General features: G+C 68.8%; 18 protein-coding genes. 16 read left to right on the forward strand and 2 right to left on the reverse strand.

The features are described 5' to 3' along the window. Positions 1-111 precede the first annotated feature (111 nt). Genes BKN51_RS13775 through BKN51_RS13790 form a run of 4 tightly spaced genes read left to right on the forward strand, consistent with a single transcriptional unit; the run spans position 112 to position 3,033 of the window. Complete coding sequence (locus BKN51_RS13775; protein WP_101608021.1) at positions 112-681, forward strand: YbaB/EbfC family nucleoid-associated protein; 570 nt, start codon at positions 112-114, stop codon at positions 679-681. Then, positions 681-1,037 carry a WXG100 family type VII secretion target gene (locus BKN51_RS13780; RefSeq protein WP_101608022.1) on the forward strand — a complete coding sequence of 119 codons (357 nt, stop codon included), beginning with the start codon at positions 681-683 and terminating at the stop codon, positions 1,035-1,037. The genes BKN51_RS13775 and BKN51_RS13780 overlap by 1 nt, the downstream gene beginning before the upstream one ends. Then, the gene (locus BKN51_RS13785) at positions 1,038-2,303 is read left to right on the forward strand and encodes a WXG100 family type VII secretion target (RefSeq protein WP_101608023.1); all 1,266 of its coding nucleotides are present in this window, start codon (positions 1,038-1,040) and stop codon (positions 2,301-2,303) included. A 22-nt stretch (positions 2,304-2,325) separates the two neighbouring features. Next, complete coding sequence (locus BKN51_RS13790; RefSeq protein ID WP_101608024.1) at positions 2,326-3,033, forward strand: hypothetical protein; 708 nt, start codon at positions 2,326-2,328, stop codon at positions 3,031-3,033. A 269-nt stretch (positions 3,034-3,302) separates the two neighbouring features. Here BKN51_RS13790 and BKN51_RS13795 read toward each other — a convergent pair whose 3' ends face one another. Further along, the gene (locus BKN51_RS13795) at positions 3,303-3,767 is read right to left on the reverse strand and encodes a MarR family winged helix-turn-helix transcriptional regulator (protein ID WP_101608025.1); all 465 of its coding nucleotides are present in this window, start codon (positions 3,765-3,767) and stop codon (positions 3,303-3,305) included. Positions 3,768-3,888: 121 nt separating this feature from the next. Between BKN51_RS13795 and BKN51_RS13800 the strand changes: the two genes are divergently transcribed. After that, a complete protein-coding gene (locus tag BKN51_RS13800; RefSeq protein ID WP_199193001.1) occupies positions 3,889-4,089 on the forward strand; it encodes a hypothetical protein in 201 nt (66 codons plus the stop codon). An 8-nt stretch (positions 4,090-4,097) separates the two neighbouring features. Then, the gene (locus tag BKN51_RS13805; RefSeq protein ID WP_101608026.1) at positions 4,098-5,027 is read left to right on the forward strand and encodes a DUF5996 family protein; all 930 of its coding nucleotides are present in this window, start codon (positions 4,098-4,100) and stop codon (positions 5,025-5,027) included. A gap of 33 nt (positions 5,028-5,060) precedes the next feature. Here BKN51_RS13805 and BKN51_RS13810 read toward each other — a convergent pair whose 3' ends face one another. Continuing rightward, a complete protein-coding gene (locus BKN51_RS13810; RefSeq protein WP_101608027.1) occupies positions 5,061-5,918 on the reverse strand; it encodes a hypothetical protein in 858 nt (285 codons plus the stop codon). A 137-nt stretch (positions 5,919-6,055) separates the two neighbouring features. On the opposite strand from BKN51_RS13810, the gene BKN51_RS13815 reads away from it, so the two are divergent. From BKN51_RS13815 to BKN51_RS13860, 10 genes are all read left to right on the forward strand, one after another. Beyond that, complete coding sequence (locus BKN51_RS13815) at positions 6,056-8,101, forward strand: MDR family MFS transporter (protein WP_101608028.1); 2,046 nt, start codon at positions 6,056-6,058, stop codon at positions 8,099-8,101. Between the two features lie 152 nt (positions 8,102-8,253). Further along, on the forward strand, positions 8,254-9,078 hold the full coding sequence (locus BKN51_RS13820; RefSeq protein WP_101608029.1) for a S1 family peptidase: 825 nt from the start codon (positions 8,254-8,256) through the stop codon (positions 9,076-9,078). Between the two features lie 224 nt (positions 9,079-9,302). Further along, entirely contained in the window at positions 9,303-10,286 is a 984-nt protein-coding gene (locus BKN51_RS13825; RefSeq protein WP_101608030.1) for a hypothetical protein, read from the forward strand. A gap of 101 nt (positions 10,287-10,387) precedes the next feature. Next, on the forward strand, positions 10,388-10,732 hold the full coding sequence (locus BKN51_RS13830; protein ID WP_101608031.1) for a hypothetical protein: 345 nt from the start codon (positions 10,388-10,390) through the stop codon (positions 10,730-10,732). Further along, a complete protein-coding gene (locus BKN51_RS13835) occupies positions 10,729-10,959 on the forward strand; it encodes a hypothetical protein (protein WP_101608032.1) in 231 nt (76 codons plus the stop codon). The genes BKN51_RS13830 and BKN51_RS13835 overlap by 4 nt, the downstream gene beginning before the upstream one ends. A gap of 254 nt (positions 10,960-11,213) precedes the next feature. Then, on the forward strand, positions 11,214-14,093 hold the full coding sequence (locus tag BKN51_RS13840) for a type 2 lanthipeptide synthetase LanM family protein (RefSeq protein WP_233223164.1): 2,880 nt from the start codon (positions 11,214-11,216) through the stop codon (positions 14,091-14,093). Positions 14,094-14,106: 13 nt separating this feature from the next. Continuing rightward, a complete protein-coding gene (locus tag BKN51_RS13845; RefSeq protein WP_101608033.1) occupies positions 14,107-14,301 on the forward strand; it encodes a hypothetical protein in 195 nt (64 codons plus the stop codon). An 89-nt stretch (positions 14,302-14,390) separates the two neighbouring features. Further along, positions 14,391-17,279, forward strand: a complete 2,889-nt coding sequence (locus tag BKN51_RS13850) for an ATP-binding protein (protein ID WP_101608034.1) — start codon at positions 14,391-14,393, stop codon at positions 17,277-17,279. 3 nt (positions 17,280-17,282) lie between these two features. Beyond that, entirely contained in the window at positions 17,283-17,522 is a 240-nt protein-coding gene (locus BKN51_RS13855; protein WP_101608035.1) for a glutaredoxin family protein, read from the forward strand. Beyond that, entirely contained in the window at positions 17,519-17,728 is a 210-nt protein-coding gene (locus BKN51_RS13860) for a putative acetyltransferase (protein ID WP_101608036.1), read from the forward strand. The genes BKN51_RS13855 and BKN51_RS13860 overlap by 4 nt, the downstream gene beginning before the upstream one ends. Positions 17,729-18,188: the final 460 nt, after the last annotated feature.

Raw genomic sequence — 18,188 nt, forward strand, 5'->3', positions numbered from 1 at the left:
GATCACCGCTGGCCATTCCCCTGAACAGGTGAGCCGGATTGATCCGGAAGACACGCCGCCGGGTCGACGTGAACGATGGATCAGGTCACGAGTACCGCACGGGGAGGCTCCATGTCGGCCGAATTCGACCAGCTGGTCGCCGAATTCGAGAAGTTCCAGTCCAGAATCCAGAACGTCGACGATCGGTTCGCGAACATCGGCGGGATGCAGGACGAGCTGAGCAGGCTCGAGGCGACGGCCACGTCGCCGGACCGCTCGGTGACGGTGGTGGCGGGCCCTGGAGGCGCCGTCATGGACGTCAAGTTCACCGAAGAGGCCCTGCGCCGGCGGCCGGAGGCGCTTTCCGCCGCGGTGATGTCGACCATCCAGCAGGCCGTGGCCGAATCGGCCCGGCGGCAGGCGGCGATCGTCGAGGAGCACATGGGCGACGACCTCCACCTGGTCGACCAGGTGCTCGAGACCCAGGCCGAGCTGTTCGGGACCACGGTCGAGGAGCTCAGGTCGAAGATGGACGAGGCCGCGCCCCCGCCGCCCGCGGCCGAGCGGCACGACGACTACTCCGAGCGCTCGATCCTGCGCACCGACGAGCCCGAACCGCCTCGGCCCGCTCCACCGGCCCCGAGCAGCGGATCCGACGGCGACCGCTTCCTGAAAGACCTGTTCGACGAGGACGGCCGCTGATGCCCGACGGTGCGGTCAACGGCGGATACGAAGTCGACCCCGCCGCGTTGCGCCGCTACTCCGGCGAGCTCGGCAACTACGGGGGCCAGACCGGGAAGCTGAAGGAGATGGTGGGCCAGGCGGACGTCGGCAACGAGTCCTGGGGACTCGTCGGACTGTTCACCAAGGACGGCTACACGCAGACCTTGCAGTCCCTCAAGGGCTTGATGGAGGCCATGGCCAAGGGCCTCGACAGCGCCGGCTCGAAGATGACCCAGGCCGCCGACATCTACCAGGGCATCGAAGAAGACCACGTGACGACGTTCAACAAGATCGAAGTGAAGATCGACGGGCCGAAGACCGGGGGGAAACCGTAAATGGCCGAAGTCCAGGACGTGACCGCGGGCATGTCGATGAAGTCCTACCAGGGCGACACCGTCATTCCCGGGATCAACACCGAGAACGCGATCAAGAAGACGCCGATCGTCGGCGACGCCGTCCAGCTGGGCAAGGACTCCGTGTCCGCCTACAAGCAGGTGTTCGACGGCAAGACCCAGGCCGACGGCGCCGACATCGCGATGGGCGTCACCACCATCGCGCTGGACGCCAAGACCCTGATCCAATCCGGTTCGCAGACCATCGTGGACATCGCGACGGATCCACTCGGCTGGCTGATCGGGCAGGGACTGAGTTTCCTCATCAACGTCGTCCAGCCGGTGCAGGACGCCATCCACTTCGTCAGCGGGGACGGCCCGGCGCTGAGCAAGGCGGCGGAGAACTTCGGCGCGCTGGCCAAGGCGCTGCAGGACATGTCGGTCAACTTCGACCAGGTCGCGGACGAGCGGCTGGCGGGCTGGGCCGGTGACGCCGGGACAGCGGCGAAGAAGGGACTCGCCGAGTTTTCCAGCGGTATCAACGGTGTCGCGGCGAAAGCCGGGGACATGGCGCAGATGCTGCAGCTGAACAGCATGGTGATGACCTTCATCGAGGAGCTGATCAAGGCGATCCTCACCGAGGTCATCAGCTGGCTGATCACGCTGTGGGTGCCCGCGATCGCCGCGGCCGTCCCCACCTGCGGCGCCTCCACGGCGGCCGCCGGTGCCGCGACGCCGCCGAAGCTCGCGGCCACGGCCACGAAGACGACCGGGTTCGTCAACCGGCTCCGGAAGCTCCTGTCCGACGTGCTGGCGTGGCTGCGCAAGATGCAGGCCAAGCTCGCCGACAGCAAGATGGGCAAGTTCCTGACCGACGGCAACCGGGCCACCGACCGGTTCGCCGACCGGATGAAGAACACCAAGTCCAGCAAGGGTTACGTCGACGCGCTGATGGGTGAGAAGGGCATGCTGGGCAAGCGGCTCGACACACCCCGTCCGGTGTTCAATGCGACGAAGGACGCCGTGGACGTCGACGCGACCCTGCGCGGCGAGATGCTCAGGGACGTGGGCAAGGCGGCGAAAGACGGCGTCGTCAAGGGCCTGACCGGTTCGACGACCGGGGACTGGCAGGACAAACGCGGCCGGGCGATCCTCGACGCCGGTGGCAAGGTGATCGGCTACGCCAAGGACGGCAAGAAGGCCGCGGACCACGGTGACCGCGGCCAGGAGCAGTCCGATGAAGAGACCAAGAACGACCTGGATTTCTGAACGACGACGGAAGGTATTCGGGATGGTCTCGGCGCTCGATGCCGATTCGCCGATCGCGACCGTGTTTGGCGCGATCCTCATGCTCGTGGTCGGGGCCGGACTCCTCGCCGTCGTGCTGATCGTCGCGTCCAAAATGAGCGGACGGCGGGAGCGCCGGCACTGGATGGCGGGCTTCGCCGCCGAGGTGTCCGGCACCTTCCACAGCGAGCACGGCAAGACATCGCCGGGTTTCGGGGTGGATCCCGTGAGCCTCGAACGGCCGCTCGCGGAGGCGGCGATCGTCCGGTGCGTGGAGTTCAGGTACCGCGATCACGACTTCGTCGGCGTCGACTATCTGGACGACCGGCACCAGCCGGGCGGGGACAGCACACCGCGGGCATTCCATTCGGTCCAGCTGCGGGTGCCCGAGTCGGCCCCGCTGTTCGTGTCCGCCGACGGCGCGTTCCCGACCCGCGTCATGCGGGAGTTCGAGCAGGTGAAGACGTTCGACCGGGACTTCGACGGGGCGGTGAAGGTCCGCGCGGCCGACCGCGAGCGGGCCGCGGAGCTGCTCACCCAAGAGGTGCGTGACTGGCTGCGCGCGGAAACGCGCCTCACCCAGTGGCCCGTGTACCTGGAGCGGGCGACCCTCCGCACCGGCGGGCAACGGCCGCTGACCCGGGAGACGCTGCTCGCGGAGGCCGATTACCTGATCGACGTCTCCGGCCGGCTGCCCACCGATCGCTTTTAGGAGCTTGAACACGAGCTATTGAGGGAAAGGGCAGCTCAGCGTGTGCCGGGTGTTGACGATGAAGGAATTAGGACGTTGAGTGTCCCGATTCCTTCATCGTCGAAGGGTAAAAGCGTGCCACCCCCACCACCTCACGACCGGCAGTCGAGCGGGGAAGATTCAGGACGCTGAACAACCGAAATCCGCCTACGAACACGACACGTTTGCCCCTCCCTCAAGAGGTTCCAGAGCCGTCGTGACTGACGAAGACGGTCGTTCGAGCGTCCCGGCTATCCGTCGTCGTCAGGGAGCCTGTCGAGGACCCGTTCGAGTGCGGGGCCGATGACATCGAGCTCGGCATCGGTGAGCGCGCCGATGAAGTACCGCCGGACGGCGGCGACGTGCGCGGGAGCGGCGGCGACGATGGCCGTCCGGCCCGCTTCGGTGAGCCGGACCATCGAACCGCGCGCGTCCTCGTTGCACTCCTCGCGGACGACGAGGCCGCGCTTCTCCATCCGGATGATCTGGTGGGAGATCCGGCTGCGCTCCCAGCCGACCATCCGGCCGAGGTCACGCGCCCGCAGCACCCCGTCCGGAGCCTCCGAAAGCGGCACCAACAAGGTGTACTCCGCGGCGGACAGCCCCGCGTCCTGGACCAGCTGACGCTCCAGCACCGCGGTCAGCCGCGGCAGCGCGTCGATCATCCCGCGCCACGCGCGCGCCTCACGCTCGTCGAGCCAGGGCGCCTCATCCATTGGTCTCAATCCCTACGTGCCGGGTTCCCGCACCGAGCCTATCAGCGATGTTGACGCGTCACCGAAAACCCCGTAGATGTAGACGCGTCAACAAAATCGGGGTGACGATAGGGAGAGCCGCGTGGTGGACGCCGTCAGGGCGACCGGGCGCGAGAAGCTGATCATCGCGGGTCTCGAAGCGCATGACATGGCCGTACGGCGCATGATCCAGGTTGGCGTGGCGCCGATGACCTGGGTCGCCTTCGCCTGGGAGGCGCAACTGCTCAACACACCCGCCCCCACCACCGGCGCTCGCGCCCAGCAGCGCCAAGAGAAGAGATGAGAGAACCGATGACCGACTCCACGACAACGAGTTGGCCGAGCCTGCGGGTCTCGGACTGGACGCCCACCCGCGAGACCCTGCACATGTGGACCCAGATCGTGGGCAAGATCCGCATGGCCCACACTCCCCTGCTCAACCACTGGTGGCAGGTGACGCTGTACGTCAGCCCACGCGGGTTGACGACGTCGGCGATCCCGTACCGCATGGGGGCCTTCGAGATCGAGTTCGACTTCGTCGGCCACCGGCTCGAGATCCGCAGCAGTGACGGCGGCGCGGGGAGCCTCCCGCTCCGGCCGATGCCGGTCGCCGAGTTCTACACCCGGATCCTGGACCTGCTCGACCGGCTCGGGATCGAGGCATCGATCCGGCCACACCCCAACGAGGTCGAGCCGGCGATCCCCTTCGCCGAGGACCACACCCACGCCTCCTACGACGGCGAGGCGGCCGCCCTGTTCTGGCGGCAGCTGCTGCAGGCGAACCGCGTGATCGGCGAGTTCCGGTCGCACTTCGTCGGCAAGGTCAGTCCCGTCCACTTCTTCTGGGGAGCCATGGATCTCGCCTGCACCCGGTTCTCCGGGCGGACGGCTCCGCCACACCCCGGCGGAGCGCCCAACTGCGGCGACTGGGTCATGGTCGAAGGCTATTCCCGGGAACTGTCCAGCTGCGGGTTCTGGCCCGGCGGCGGTGAGGAAGGCGCCTTCTACTCCTATGCCTACCCCGCACCCGAGGGGTTCGCCGACCAGCCCGTCGGCCCCGAAGGCGCGTACTACAGCACCGAATTCCAGCAGTTCCTCTTGCCCTACGAGGTCGCCCGCGCCGCACCCGATCCCGACCGCGCCGTCGCCGATTTCCTCCGCACCACCTACGAGGCCGCCGCGAACCTCGGGCACTGGGACCGCTCCGCGCTGGAAGACGACCCCTTCCGCTGGACTACCTGAGGCTTTCGATCCTCGAACCGTTATTCGCACACGCTAACGGCGTGCCGAGTCCCTTTCGGACCCGCTGGGTTCCTTGGCCTGGCTGGCGTAGTGGGCGGTGACGATCGCGCCCGACATGGCCAGGATCAGGCCCGCGACCGTGAAGGCGGTGAAGCCGTCGCGGACGCGGTCGTCGAGGAAGACCAGGCCGACGACCGAGGACAACGCCGTGTTCGTGGTGAACATGATCGCGTTGACCGCCGTCGCGCCCCCCTTCTGCAAGGCCAGGGCGAACGCGACCGCGGCGGCCAGGCCGTTGAGGATCATCCCCCACACGGCCGGTTCCGCCAGCACGGCCCAGCCCGATGACGGGAGTTCGAGGGTGCGCGCCGAGACACCGACCATGCTGAACCCGACTCCCGTCGCGAAGCCGAGCACCTGCGCGGCCCAGGGACGGTCGAATCGCCTGAAGTACCAGGCGATCGCCCCCACGACCAGTGCCATCGCGGGCAGTACCCAGCGCCACTCCGACGGGAGCACCTTGGCGGGCCCCGGCTGCGCCGACAGTCCCAGCAAGACCAGACCGACCGCCCCCACACCCAGCGCGACCCAGCCCGCCGCCGCCAGGCGGGTGCCCATGAACGCGGTGATCGCGGCCGTCACTCCCACGCTGAACGCCAGCACCGACTGGACGAGGAACAGCGGCAACCGCTGCAACGCGGCCGCCGCGCAGGCGAAGCCGACCAGGTCGACGCCGATGCCCAGGAAGTAGATCCATTGGCGCCGCAGGTGCACCAGGTCCAGCGCGGTGCCGCCGAAAGCGCCCGCGCGGCGGACACCGATCGACTCCAGCACCGAGCCGCTGCCTGAGGCCAGCGCCGCCAGCAGCGCGAGGATGTATCCGACGATCACCCCCGCAGTCTGTCAGCCGGTCTCGAAGGCCCGAGCCCGTACCGTGGCCCGACGTCGGCTACCGGATCGGGTGATCATCGAAATGCGGTGCCTCCGGCGCCTGTCTTACGTTGTCTTCCTGACGTGAGGGAGACTCGATGACCACGACCGCCGAGGTCAGCAGGCCGGACGTCACCCCACCGGTGCTGAGCCGCAAGCGCAGGAACGCGGTGTTCGGGGCGGTCGTGCTCGGCATGTTGCTCGCCGCGCTGGATCAGACGATCGTCGGCACGGCGCTGCCGACGATCGTCGGTGACCTGGGCGGCGCGGGGCACCTGTCCTGGGTGATCACGTCCTATCTGCTCGCCGAGACGATCATGACCGTCGTCGTCGGGAAGCTCGGCGACCTGTTCGGCCGCAAACTCATGTTCCAGCTGTCGGTGATCGTGTTCACGGTGGGCTCGTTCTTCTGCGGGTTCGCCGACGACATGATCTGGCTCATCGTGGCCCGCGCGGTACAGGGCCTGGGGGCGGGCGGGCTGATGGTCACCGCGACCGCGCTGGTGGCCGACGTCGTGCCCCTGCGCGAGCGGGGCAAGTACCAGGGCGTGCTCGGTTCGGTCTTCGGTGTCGTCACGGTGCTCGGCCCGATGCTGGGCGGGCTGTTCGTGGACCACCTGTCATGGCGGTGGGCCTTCTACGTCAACGTCCCGATCGCGGTCGTCGTGCTGATCGTGGCGGCGAGCGCGATGCCGAAGGTGAAGGCCGCGGCGAAGCCGGTGATCGACTATCTGGGCATCCTGCTGATCGGGCTCGCCGCGACCGGGCTGACCCTGGTCACCAGCTGGGGTGGCACGCAGTACGCGTGGGATTCGCCGACGATCATCGGGATGGCGATCGGCTCGGTGATCCTGCTCGTGCTGTTCGTCTTCGCGGAGAAGCGCGCGAAGGAACCGACCCTTCCGATGCGGCTGTTCCGAAATCCCGTGTTCGCCGTTTCGGCGATTCTGAGCTTCGTCGTCGGCTTCGCGATGCTCGGTGCCCTGTCTTACTTGCCGACGTATCTGCAGTACGTCCACGGCATCTCGGCGACCAGCTCGGGGGTGCGGATGCTGCCGATGGTGATCGCACTGCTGGTGGCCGGCGTCTTCGCGGGCAACGTCGTCGGCAAGACGGGGCGGTACAAGATCTTCCCGATCGCCGGCGGGGTCGGGCTGACGCTGGGCCTGTACCTGCTCTCGCGGCTGACCCCGACGAGCGGATTCTGGGAGATGTCCCTCTACTTCGCCGTCCTCGGGCTGGGGATCGGTTTGAGCATGCAGGTACTGGTCATCGTCGTGCAGAACACCGCCGATTACCGCGATCTCGGTGTGGCGACCTCCGGGGTGACCTTCCTCCGGTCCCTGGGTTCTTCGTTCGGAGCGGCCATCTTCGGCACGATCTACGCCAATCAGCTGGCCCCGAACCTGGCCGCGGCGGGCGCGGAGCACCCGCTGCCGCCCGGGATCGATCCCAAGGCGGTGCAGGTCCCGAACGCGCTGCACGCTTTGCCGGATTCCGTGTCGGCACCCTATGTGCAGGCGTACAGCGATTCCTTGCACACGGTGTTCCTGTACGCCGCTCCGGTCGGACTCGTGGCGCTGGTGCTGGCGTTCTTCCTGAAGGAGGTGCCGTTGCGGGACACCTCGCGAGCGGCCGCGCCGGACCTCGGCGACGGTTTCGCGATGCCGGAGTCGGGCAACGGCGACCAGGACCTCGAACGCGTCGTCGGCCGCTTGCTGGCCCGCGAGGGGAAGGCGGCGTCCAGCGGTGTCCTCGCGAAATCCGGATGCGAACTCGACAACGGCGGGCTGTGGTGCCTGGGGCAGATCCGGCTGCGGGAACGGCGGAACAAACCGACGTCCCTGGCGGTGATCGGCAGCCGCTACGGCATCCCGCCCGAGGTGTTCGAAGCCGCCTTCGCGCGGCTCGAGTTCACCGGGCACCTGGCCTTCCGGTCCGGCGAATGGGTCACCACGGCGGCGGGACGCGCCGAACTCGAGAAGCTCATCCGGGCGTGGAAGGACTGGCTGGCCGAGCGGCTCCTGGATTGGGGTTTGGAGGGACACGAAGAACTCGACGCGGCGCTCGGCCGGGTCGCGAACCGGATCCTGGACCAGGCGGCCGAGGATCGGCCCAGCGGGAAGCACGCGGCGGCCGTCTGAGCCTGAGCACCAGGGGAAGAAGGTCACCCCCTCGCTACCCCCGGTGTAGGGCTGACCCCACCACGAATCAGCGGGTTGACCCGGTGGTTCAGGGAGCCGTGAACGGCGATGCTGGAACCGATCGATCCGAAGTCGCCGAACGAAGGAAAAGCATGTCGCGAGTGGATTCCGTACGCCGCAACCTGATCCGGACAGTCAGTGTCGCGCTGGCAGGAGCGTTCTGCGCGATCGCGGCGGCCGGCAGTGCCGATGCCGTGGTGAACGGGAGGAACTCGACCGAGCGCTACCAGTTCATGGCATCGATCCCGGAGGTCGTGCCCGAGATGAACAACGCCAAGGGTGTCTGCGGGGCGGTGCTGATCCACCCGCAGTGGGTGGTGACCGCCGCGCACTGCGTCGACCCTGGCAACAACCCGGCCGTTCCCGAGGGGACCGTGCGCATCGGCAGCCAGCGGCGGACCTCCGGCGGCACCGTGCGCGAAATCGACCGCTGGGTGCGTCATCCCGGCTACCGGCCTGGTCAGCCGAACAAGAACGACATCGCGCTGGTTCGCCTGGACCGTCCGGTCTCCGAACGGCCGATCCGCGTCGCCGATCGTCCCGGCCGCCCCGGCACACCGACCCGCTTGCTGGGCTTCGGCACCACGGTCGACACCGGCGACCTCACCAAGGCGGTGTTCCCCGAACGACTCCAGGAGCTCGACACCCGCCGCGGGGCGGAGTCCGAGTGCTCGCCCGGCTACGCGGATCCGACCCGGCTGTGCACGATCAGCCGCAAGCGCGACGCGATGGCGTGCATGGGCGATTCCGGCGGGCCGCAGATCCAGTACGGGCGAGCGGGCCGGTGGGAGCTGATCGGCGTCACTTCGGGACCCGGTGACGACGACGTCCCCTGCGCGAACGGCCCCGGCCTCTACACCAGTGTTCCCGCCTACGCCGACTGGATCCAGCGCACCATCCACGCGCGTGCCCGGTGAATTCCACTCACCCTTTCCGCCGCGCGAATCTGCGCACGGCACAAGCGCATCGCGCATATCCGCGCATTCACGAACAATGGCTGGATAATCGCCCGTCGAATTTCGCCGTCCAATAGAGCAGGAGCACTAAGACTCTATTCGATTGCACCTGGCCGGAGTACACCGGATAAGGGGGAGGAAGTCTCACCTCCTTTCACGGACAAGCTCAAAGGTGAGGTGCAGCTGTGCTCGAAGTCGAACTCGACATCTTCTCAGGTATGCCCAATCCGACCTGGACCCTCTCGGAGCGGGAGGAACGGGAACTCATCGAAAGAATCTCGGCCGATCCGGCGCAGGTGTCGCCGGCGGTCACTCCGGACGAGCAGTTCAGCCTGGGTTACCGGGGACTGCTCGTCCGGCTCGTCAAGACCGATGGTGGACCACGGAGCGAACTCACGTCCGCCTGGGGCACTTCACTCCCCACCGAATTCCGGATCGGCAGCAAACCCGCGACGGAACCCGTCGCCGACTGGCTTTTGGGGACGTCCGAGGCGTATCCGGACGCCGGAGTCGACGACGAGCTGCGCGAAGTCGCGTCGAGCGGTGTCGATCTGGTGCAGTCGTCCTTCGATGCCGTGGATCCGGCGAGCTTCGTCAGTCGTCGCGCGGACGGCGCCGCCATATCCGGACTCGAAGGCGAGGGAGCGCACGCGCCCAACGAACCCGGGGGTGACGTTCATGTCGAAGGTGCGAGCTGGTGGGACTGCAATTCCAACTACTTCAACGCGAACGCGTCCCTGTTCAATCAACCGGAGCATGTCGGCAGGAACAACTGTTACTGCTTCGCCAGCAACCATCTGGCGGGCGCGCGTTTCGCGCGGCCGGGCAAGCGCGGCGGACACCCCGCGACGTCCATCACCTGCGGCGGTGTGACCAACGGTCTTTACGCCGACGGCTGGAAGGACGGCTGCCAGACCAACGGCCTGACGATCGTCCTGGTGATCTGGCCGAACCGCGACTACCACTTCTACCGGCTGGTCACCGACGCGCCGTACTGGTGGTGGGGCCACAAACCGGGCGCGACACCCGCCAAGTACACCGATGACTGCGGTCACAGTATTTACCAGTACAACGGTCAGGGATACGCTCCCAACAACTGCTGCCGCGGGAATTACACGAACTTCTGCGGATACTTCTACCAGAACAACAGCACAGCCCTCGTCGCCTAGGAGCCGCCATCACCGCGTATTCCGGTCTCCGGTGGATCCTCCTGGCGCTCGTCCTCTGTGCCTGCAGCACGGTGCCGACGACGTCAGGAGGAAACACCGCCGTGGCCGACAACGCAGCCGTCGAACTCGACATCTTCTCCGGGATGCCGAACCCGGCTTGGACCCTTCAGCAGGCGGAAGCCACCGAGTTCCAGCGCAGGCTCGAGGCCCTGCCACCGGCCGCGGCCGGCCGGATCGACAACAATCTGGGCTACCGGGGCTTCGTCGTGCGCAGCGGCGGGACCACCGTGCTGGTGCAGCGAGGGATCGCGCAGGTCACCCGGGAAGGCGGAACCCTGTTCCACACCGACTCCGGCCGTGAACTGGAGCGATGGTTGCTACGGACGGGCAAACCGTTCATCGACGCCGGGACCTTCGCGCTCGCGGAGCGGGAGCTCGGCAAGTGACGGACGAACAGCTGATCGTCGAATTCGCGCTGACCCGGCTGGACAATCCCGGCCTCGACCTCGAGGAAGTGGCCACGCTGACCGTCCGGCGGCTGGGACAGGACCGGATGCTGGACTTCGCCGGGCGCACCCTCGTCAGCCGCGGCGAACTGCGCGGCGCCGCGTTCCCGGCCGCGGTCGAGCACGTACTCCGGGTCGTTCTGACGTTGCGCGGCCCGGACGAGTGATCCGCCGTCGGCGCGGGCCGGACCCCCAGTGAAACCGGCCCGCGCCCGAAACCACGGCGGGCCCCCTGCGCCCGCCGCGAGTTCCCCGCCACCAGACCATGGTGCGGCCGGGACCGGTCCCCGCGTATGGGTGCCGGGACCCCATATTCCGGCGGTGAGCGTGCCGTACCCCGTCGTCACTCTCCGGGCACCTTCGTGTGTGCGCTGAATGTGGGGGTCCCGCCCCCATGTGCCGGTCACGGCGAACTGAAAGCATGAACGCCGTGACGCCCCAGCTCCCGGCGACGTCCCTGCCGCTGAAGTGGTGGGTGCACGGCCAGACCCCGCGCGAACGGACAGCGGACAAGCCCAGGTGGGCGGACTTCGCCGAACACGCCGTCACCACGCTTCTGCCGAAGCGCCCCCCAGCCGGTGACTGGTGTGTGGCGTTCGCCGGGGTCTTCAGGTCGTTCGTCGACGCCGCCTGCCGTGACGCGGTCCCCGGCGACCTCGCCGGTGTGGACGTCGACGCGCTCCGCCGGGGTTTCGCGGCTCAACTCGACCAGCATCTGCTCAAGCTCTCGGTCCGCACGCTGGTCCTCGAACTCCACCGTGCCCGCAAGGCCGGGACCCTCAAGGGCGAGACGCCCGAAGATCGCTTCTCGGACTTCGCGCGCAGGCAATCGACCCCTGACGGACTCGTCCGGCTGTTCAGCGAATACCCGGTCCTGGCCCGGCTCGTCGCGCAGGCCTGCCTCCACGCCGCCGAAGCCCACGCCGAAATGCTGACCCGCTTCTCCGCCGACGCCGCCGCGCTGCCCGGCTCGGTCGCGGACGGTGACCTCGGCACGCTGGTCGAGGTGGCGGGCGGGATCGGCGATTCGCACGTCCGTGGACGTTCGGTCAAACTGCTCCGCTTCTCCGGCGGCGCCAAGGTGATCTACAAGCCTCGCCCGCTGATCCTGCACGAACGCTTCACCGACGTCGTCGAACGGCTCAACAAACGGCTGCCCGGCCTCGAACTGCGGACCGCCGACGCGGTGCCGCGCGACGGGTACGGCTGGCTCCGGTTCGTCGAGCACCGGCCGTGCGCCGACATCGCCGACGTCGACCGCTTCTACCGCCGCCAGGGCATCCTCCTGGCGCTTCTGCACGCACTCGACGCGACCGACGTCCACTACGAGAACATCATCGCCAGCGGCGACCAGCCGGTGCTGATCGACATCGAGACGCTGTTCCAGCCGTCACCGCCCGATCAGCCGGACGGCGACCCCGCGGCGGCGATGCTGGCCAGGTCGGTCCAGCGCACGCTGCTGCTCCCCCAGCTCTTCGCCGGGGAGCACGGCGCCGTCGACATCTCCGGGCTCGCCGGGCGCGGCGGCAGGCTGCCCACCGACCGGGTCGACTGGGCCGATCCCGGCACCGACCACATGCGGCTGGTCCGTGTGCCCGGAGAACTCGCCGGAGGGAACAACCTTCCTCGCCTCGACGGCCGAGACGTCACCCCAGCCGAGCACAGCGCGGCGCTGCTGGCCGGGTTCCGGCTCGGCTACGACGCGCTGTCCACCGTGCGGGACGAGCTCGCCGAACATCTCCAGCGCTGCGCCGAGGACCCCATCCGGGTACTCATCCGGCCGACGAACTTCTACTTCCGACTGCTGGACGAGACCACCCATCCCGACCTCCTGCGCGACGCCGCCGACCGCGACCACGCGTTCGACCTGCTCGAAGAGGATTCGATGGGCGACGAGAAGCTGCTCCGGCTCGTGCCCCACGAGCGGGCCGACCTGTGGGCGGGCGACGTCCCGATGTTCACCTCGAACCCCGGTTCGACGTCGCTGCTGGATTCCTGTGGCGAGAGCATCGAAGGCGTGGTCGACCGGCCGTCGCTGGACACCGTGCTGGCGAAGGTCGCCGACATGGATCCGCTCGACCAGCGTGATCAGGAATGGCTGATCTCGGCCACCCTCGCCATCAGCACGGCGACCACCGGGCACCACGACGGTGGCGAAACGGTGGAAACGGCGGTGCCGAACCAGGCGCCCGACGCGGAACGGCTGCTGATCACCGCTTGCGGCATCGCCGATCACATCGTCGCCAACGCCTTCTCCGATGAGCGCCGCTCCAACTGGCTCGGCATCGAACTCGTCGACGACCGCTACTGGACCGTGCTGCCGATGGGCGCGGGGCTCGGCGAGGGCTACTGCGGTGTCGCGCTGTTCCTCGCCCAGCTCGCCGAGCTGACCGGGATCGCGCGCTACCGCGATCTGGCCGCGTACGCGATCGCCCCGCTCCCCGGTCTCTTCACCACCCTCCGGGCGGACCGCGAACTCGCGGCCACCGCCGGTTGTGGAGGGCTTCTGGGACTCGGCGGCGTCGCGTACACGATCGCCAGGCTCAGCACGCTGGTCGGACTTCCCGCGGGCGACCTCATCGAGCAGGCCGTCGAGCTGATGCCCGACGCCGGCCCCGAGACGCCGTCCGGGTTCACGACGGGACTCGCCGGCGGTGTCGCCTCGATGCGCTCCGTGTATGTCCAAACAGGACTCGACGCGGCTCTCGCACGGGCCGACCGCTACACCGCGCAGCTGCTCGACCGCGAGTGTCCACACGAAACCGGTTTCGCCCGCGGTGCCGCCGGGATCGACTGGGTCCTGCGGGCACACGACCGGACAGGCGAAGAACCGTGCGGAAAGGCGGACGATCGGGCGGAAGGCACCGGCGGCTGGTGCGACGGCCTCGCGGGCGCCGCCCTCGGCGTCGCGGCCCACCTGCCCGATCCCGCCTCCGCGCTGGAGCTGGACCGGACGATCAAACGGCTGGCCGACGGGGCACCCTTGAAGGATCTCAGTCTTTGCCACGGCGAGTCCGGAGTGCTGGAAGTGTTGTGCGTGCTGGCGGAGAACGGGCACACTGGCGCCGCCGCCGCGGTGCGTCGCCGGACCGGTCATCTGCTCGCCGCCGTCGACCAGCGTGGTGCTCGTTGCGGGACTCCCGGGGCGGTCTCCGCGCCCGGGCTGCTGAGCGGCCTGGCGGGCATCGGCTACGGCCTGCTGCGGCTGGGATTCGGCGACCGGGTCCCGTCCGCGCTGCTGCTCCGCCCCGACCGCCCGCATCCGGCGGCCACCATCGTTCCGCCGTCAAACCGAGGATGAGGAGAAAAACCGAATGTACGAAAGAGATCTGCCCGCCACCGAGGACGCCCTCGGCGCCGTGAACCTGCCGCGCGCCCTCGAGGTCGGCTCGCGCAACCACGCGCTGGCGGGGAGCAAGCCGCGGCTGAGCGCCAACCCGCTCGCCACCCTGTCCGGCGACCCCGGTTCACCGTCCGTGGTCAGCCTCTTCACCGGCGGCTGGATCTGAGAAAAGCTCACGAAGGCGGGCTCGCGCCGCCCGCCTTCGTGATCAACTCTTCGCCGTAGCAGGGGAATCAGCTCGCTATAGTCACGGCGGTGGGGATCCGTTCGTCGCGGGTGATCGGCCGCGATGCCGAACTGGCCGAGCTCTCGGGAGCTCTCGATCGCGCCATCGCCGGACGCGGCGGCGCGATCTTCCTCGTGGGCGAAGGTGGCGTCGGCAAGTCGCGGCTCGCGATCGAAGCCGCTTCGCGCGCGATCGCCGGGGACATCCCGGTGCTGCAGGGCAGGGCCAGTTCGATCGGCCCGCTCGTCCCGTTCCGGCCGCTGACCCAGGCGTTGTTGTCGCATTTCCGCGGCGGCGGCCCGCCGGAGGCGGCCGAACTCGACCCGTTCATCCCCGTGCTCGCCCAGCTCGTCCCGGACTGGAGCCGGGGCGACCGGCCACGGGAATCCGGCTCCCTGATGGTGCTCGCCGAAGCCGTCTTCCGGCTGCTGGCCGTCACCAGCCGCGATCGCGGCGCGCTCCTGGTCCTCGACGATCTCCAGGACGCCGACGCCGAAACGCTGTTCATCCTCGAATATCTCGTCGACAACCTGCCCGCCGCGCAGGCCCTCTTCGTCGGCACGCTTCGCAACGAGCCTTCCGACGCCCTCCGCCTGGCGACCTCCGGTGCCCAGCGGATGAGCTGCGCCGTCCTCGAACTCGGCAGGCTCGGCCTCACCGACACCCGCGCCCTCGCCGCGGCCTGCCTGGAGACCGAGCCGGGGAACCTGCCGTCGCCCGCGGCCGACCTGTTGTGGCGCAACAGCGCCGGCCTGCCGTTCATCGTCGAGGAACTGCTCCACGGCATGGTGAACGACGGCCTGCTGGTCGAGGGCCGCGAGGGCTGGCGCGTCATCGGCGAACTCCGCGCCCGCGTCCCCGCCGCGCTCGTCACCAGCATCGGTGTCCGGATGGAGCAACTCGGCGAACAGGCGGAGGAGCTGCTGTCGGTCGCCGCGATCATCGGCCGCCGTTTCCCGTTGTCGGTGGTGCAGACGGTCACCGGCACGAACGACCGGACGCTGCACAACCACCTGAGCGCCGCGGTCTCGGCGAACCTGGTGACCACCGACGAGACGACGCCCGGCTGGTACGCCTTCCGGCATCCGCTGACCGCGGAAGCACTGCTGGAGCGCCAGGCCCCGGCGCGGAAGGCCGCACTCGCCCGTCAAGCCGCCGATGCCGTCGAGAAGCTGTACCCGGGCCTGCCCGGCGACCTGTGCGCGCTCGTCGCGTCGCTCCGGCTGACCGCGCTGGACGAGCGCGCGGCGGGTCACCTGTTCGCGGAAACCGGTCGCCGCGCCCTCGACGCCGGTGCCGCGGACTCCGCGGTCACGATGCTCACCAAGGCCGTCGACCTGCTGGCCGGAGCCGACGCGGGTGACCGGGCCGAGGTGCTGGAGAGCCTGCTGTACGCGCTCGGCCAGACCGGGCAGTTCGACCGCGCCGTCGAACTCTCCGCGGGCTTCGGCGAGATCGGGACACTCGAACGGGCCGCCAAACTGCACACCCAGCTGGCCTGGGCCGCCTACATCGCCGGGCGGCACGACGAATGCCTCGGCCAGATCGACCGCGCCCGCGCTCCCCTCGGCTCGGCGATATCGCCCGCTCAGCAGGCCGCGCTCGACGCCGTCGAAGCGAACCTCTGGCTCGACGTCCCCGGCCGGACCGGCACGGCGGAACGGCTCGCGCGCCAGGCGTGGAAAGTGGCCGAGGAGACCGAGCAGCCGTTCGTCGTCTGCCAGGCGCTCCAGGTGCTCGGCATGCTCGCGCTGCCGCGGGACCTCACCGAGTCCGAGCACTACATGCAGCTCGCGCGGCGGACCGCCGAGGACAATCATCTGCCTCACCTCCGCACCCAGGCGCTGGTCCGGCTCGGCGGGCATCGCGTACTCATGAACGGCGACGAGCAGACCCTGCTGCTCGCCCGCGCCGACGCCCAACGGCTCGGGTCGATCACGCTGCACTGCGCCGTCGACGCCGTGCGCACCATGCACGCCGTCCTGCGCTGCGACTTCGGGACCGCGCACGCGCTGCTGGAAGAGAACCTCGCCGTGCTCGGCAGGCTCCGGTTGACCGCGTTGCTGCAGTACGCGCACATGACCAGGGCGATGTCGGCCGGGCACCGGGCGGACCGCCCGGCGATGGAACAGGCGCTCGAGGACTTCCGGGAGAGCGGCGGCGAGAACGCGCAGGAGAAGGTCCTCAGCATCGGTCTGGCCCGCGTCTTCTGCTCACTGCTCGAAGAGGACTTCGACCGGGCGCGCCGGGAACTCGACCAGGTCACCGAACTGGAGGACCTGCGGCCGAGCCGATTCCACCTCGCCGGTCAACACGGGCTCAGGACGCTCGTCGACACCCTCGGCGGCGCAGACTGCCCCGAGACCGGATCCGCCGTCAGCGGGATGCGGTGGAACCGGCAGTTCGTCGAGTTCGCACACGCCGTCGAACACGGCAGGCGAGGCGACGCGGAGAAAGCCGCACAGGCGGTGGCCGCCGCACTGGAGGCGTCCGCGCCCTATCCCCTGGCGCGGCACCTCGGACTCCGGCTGATCGCCGAACCGGCCGCCGCCGATGGCTGGGGCGACCCGGCGGGCTGGCTCAAAGAGGCCGAAGAGTACTTCCACGGCAGGGACATCCCAGCCGTGGCGGCCGCCTGCCGGAGCCTGCTGCGCAAGCTCGGCGCACCCGTCCGGCAGCGCCGGGCCGGGGTCGACCGGGTCCCCGGCGACCTGCGCGCGTCCGGCGTCACCGTGCGCGAATACGAGGTGCTGCTCCTGCTCGCCGAGCGGATGGGCAACAAGGACATCGGCGCCCGGCTGCACATCTCCCCCAGGACGGTCGAGAAACACGTCGCGAGCCTGCTCGCCAAGACCGGCCTCGCCGACCGTTCGGCCCTCGCCGAACAGGCCGCCGGACGGCGACCTGGCATGCTGTGATCCATGAGCGACCTCACCGTGTACGGCGCCGGCTGGTGCCCCGACGTCAAACGCAGCCGCGCCCTGCTCGACGCCAAGGGTGTCGAGTACGACTACCTCGATGTCGAGGCGGATGCCGGCGCCGAGGAGACCGTGCGCGGACTGCAGAACGGTGAGCGGCGCATCCCGACCATCGTCTGGCCGGACGGCACCCACCTGGTGGAACCGAGCGACGACGAGCTCACCGCGCACCTGAACCGATGACCCTTCCGGACGTCCCGGTCGGCACGAGGGTCGTCGTGCGGTACCGGATCGAAGGCGGTTTCACCGACGCTCTCGGCTACCTGCGCTCCCGTGACGACGCGGAATGCACCGTGGAGACCAAACGAGGTCTCGCGACCATCCGGCTCGCGGACATCGTGCTGGCGAAGACGGTCCCGCCTCCGCCGGTGCGGCGTTCCGCCTCGTAAGGGGCAAGGACGGTTAGAACCGTCTTTACCACTCACGAGGACTCACCACGGCTCGGAACCCTCGTCGCCTGAAGTACTTGAAGGTGCGGTGACTGTGTCGCGGAACTCCTTGACTGTCCTTAAGGGACACTTGTCACGATATAGATGTCCGATTTCGGCGCTTGGCGCACTTTGCGATGGGGGCCGTGAGTGACAATGCGGGTTCTATTGAAGGGTAGGGCAAAGGTGGCGTTGTGGCTGAACCCAAGGTGAGCGAGGGCGTGACTCGCGTGATCAGAGCCGGATCTCGCGTGAGCGCCCATCCCGCCCGAACACGACACGTTCGACCTTCCCCTCAATAACCCTCTTTGCCACTCACGACCCCCGCCGCAAACGCACATGTGGTCATCAGTCGGGCATCTAGTCGCTTGAAGCGTCCCGAGTGGACAGTCAGAGTGCGGTCGGCTCGCGGCGGCCAGTC

Source organism: Amycolatopsis sp. BJA-103, from assembly GCF_002849735.1.
In the GTDB taxonomy this organism is placed as follows: Bacteria; Actinomycetota; Actinomycetes; order Mycobacteriales; family Pseudonocardiaceae; genus Amycolatopsis.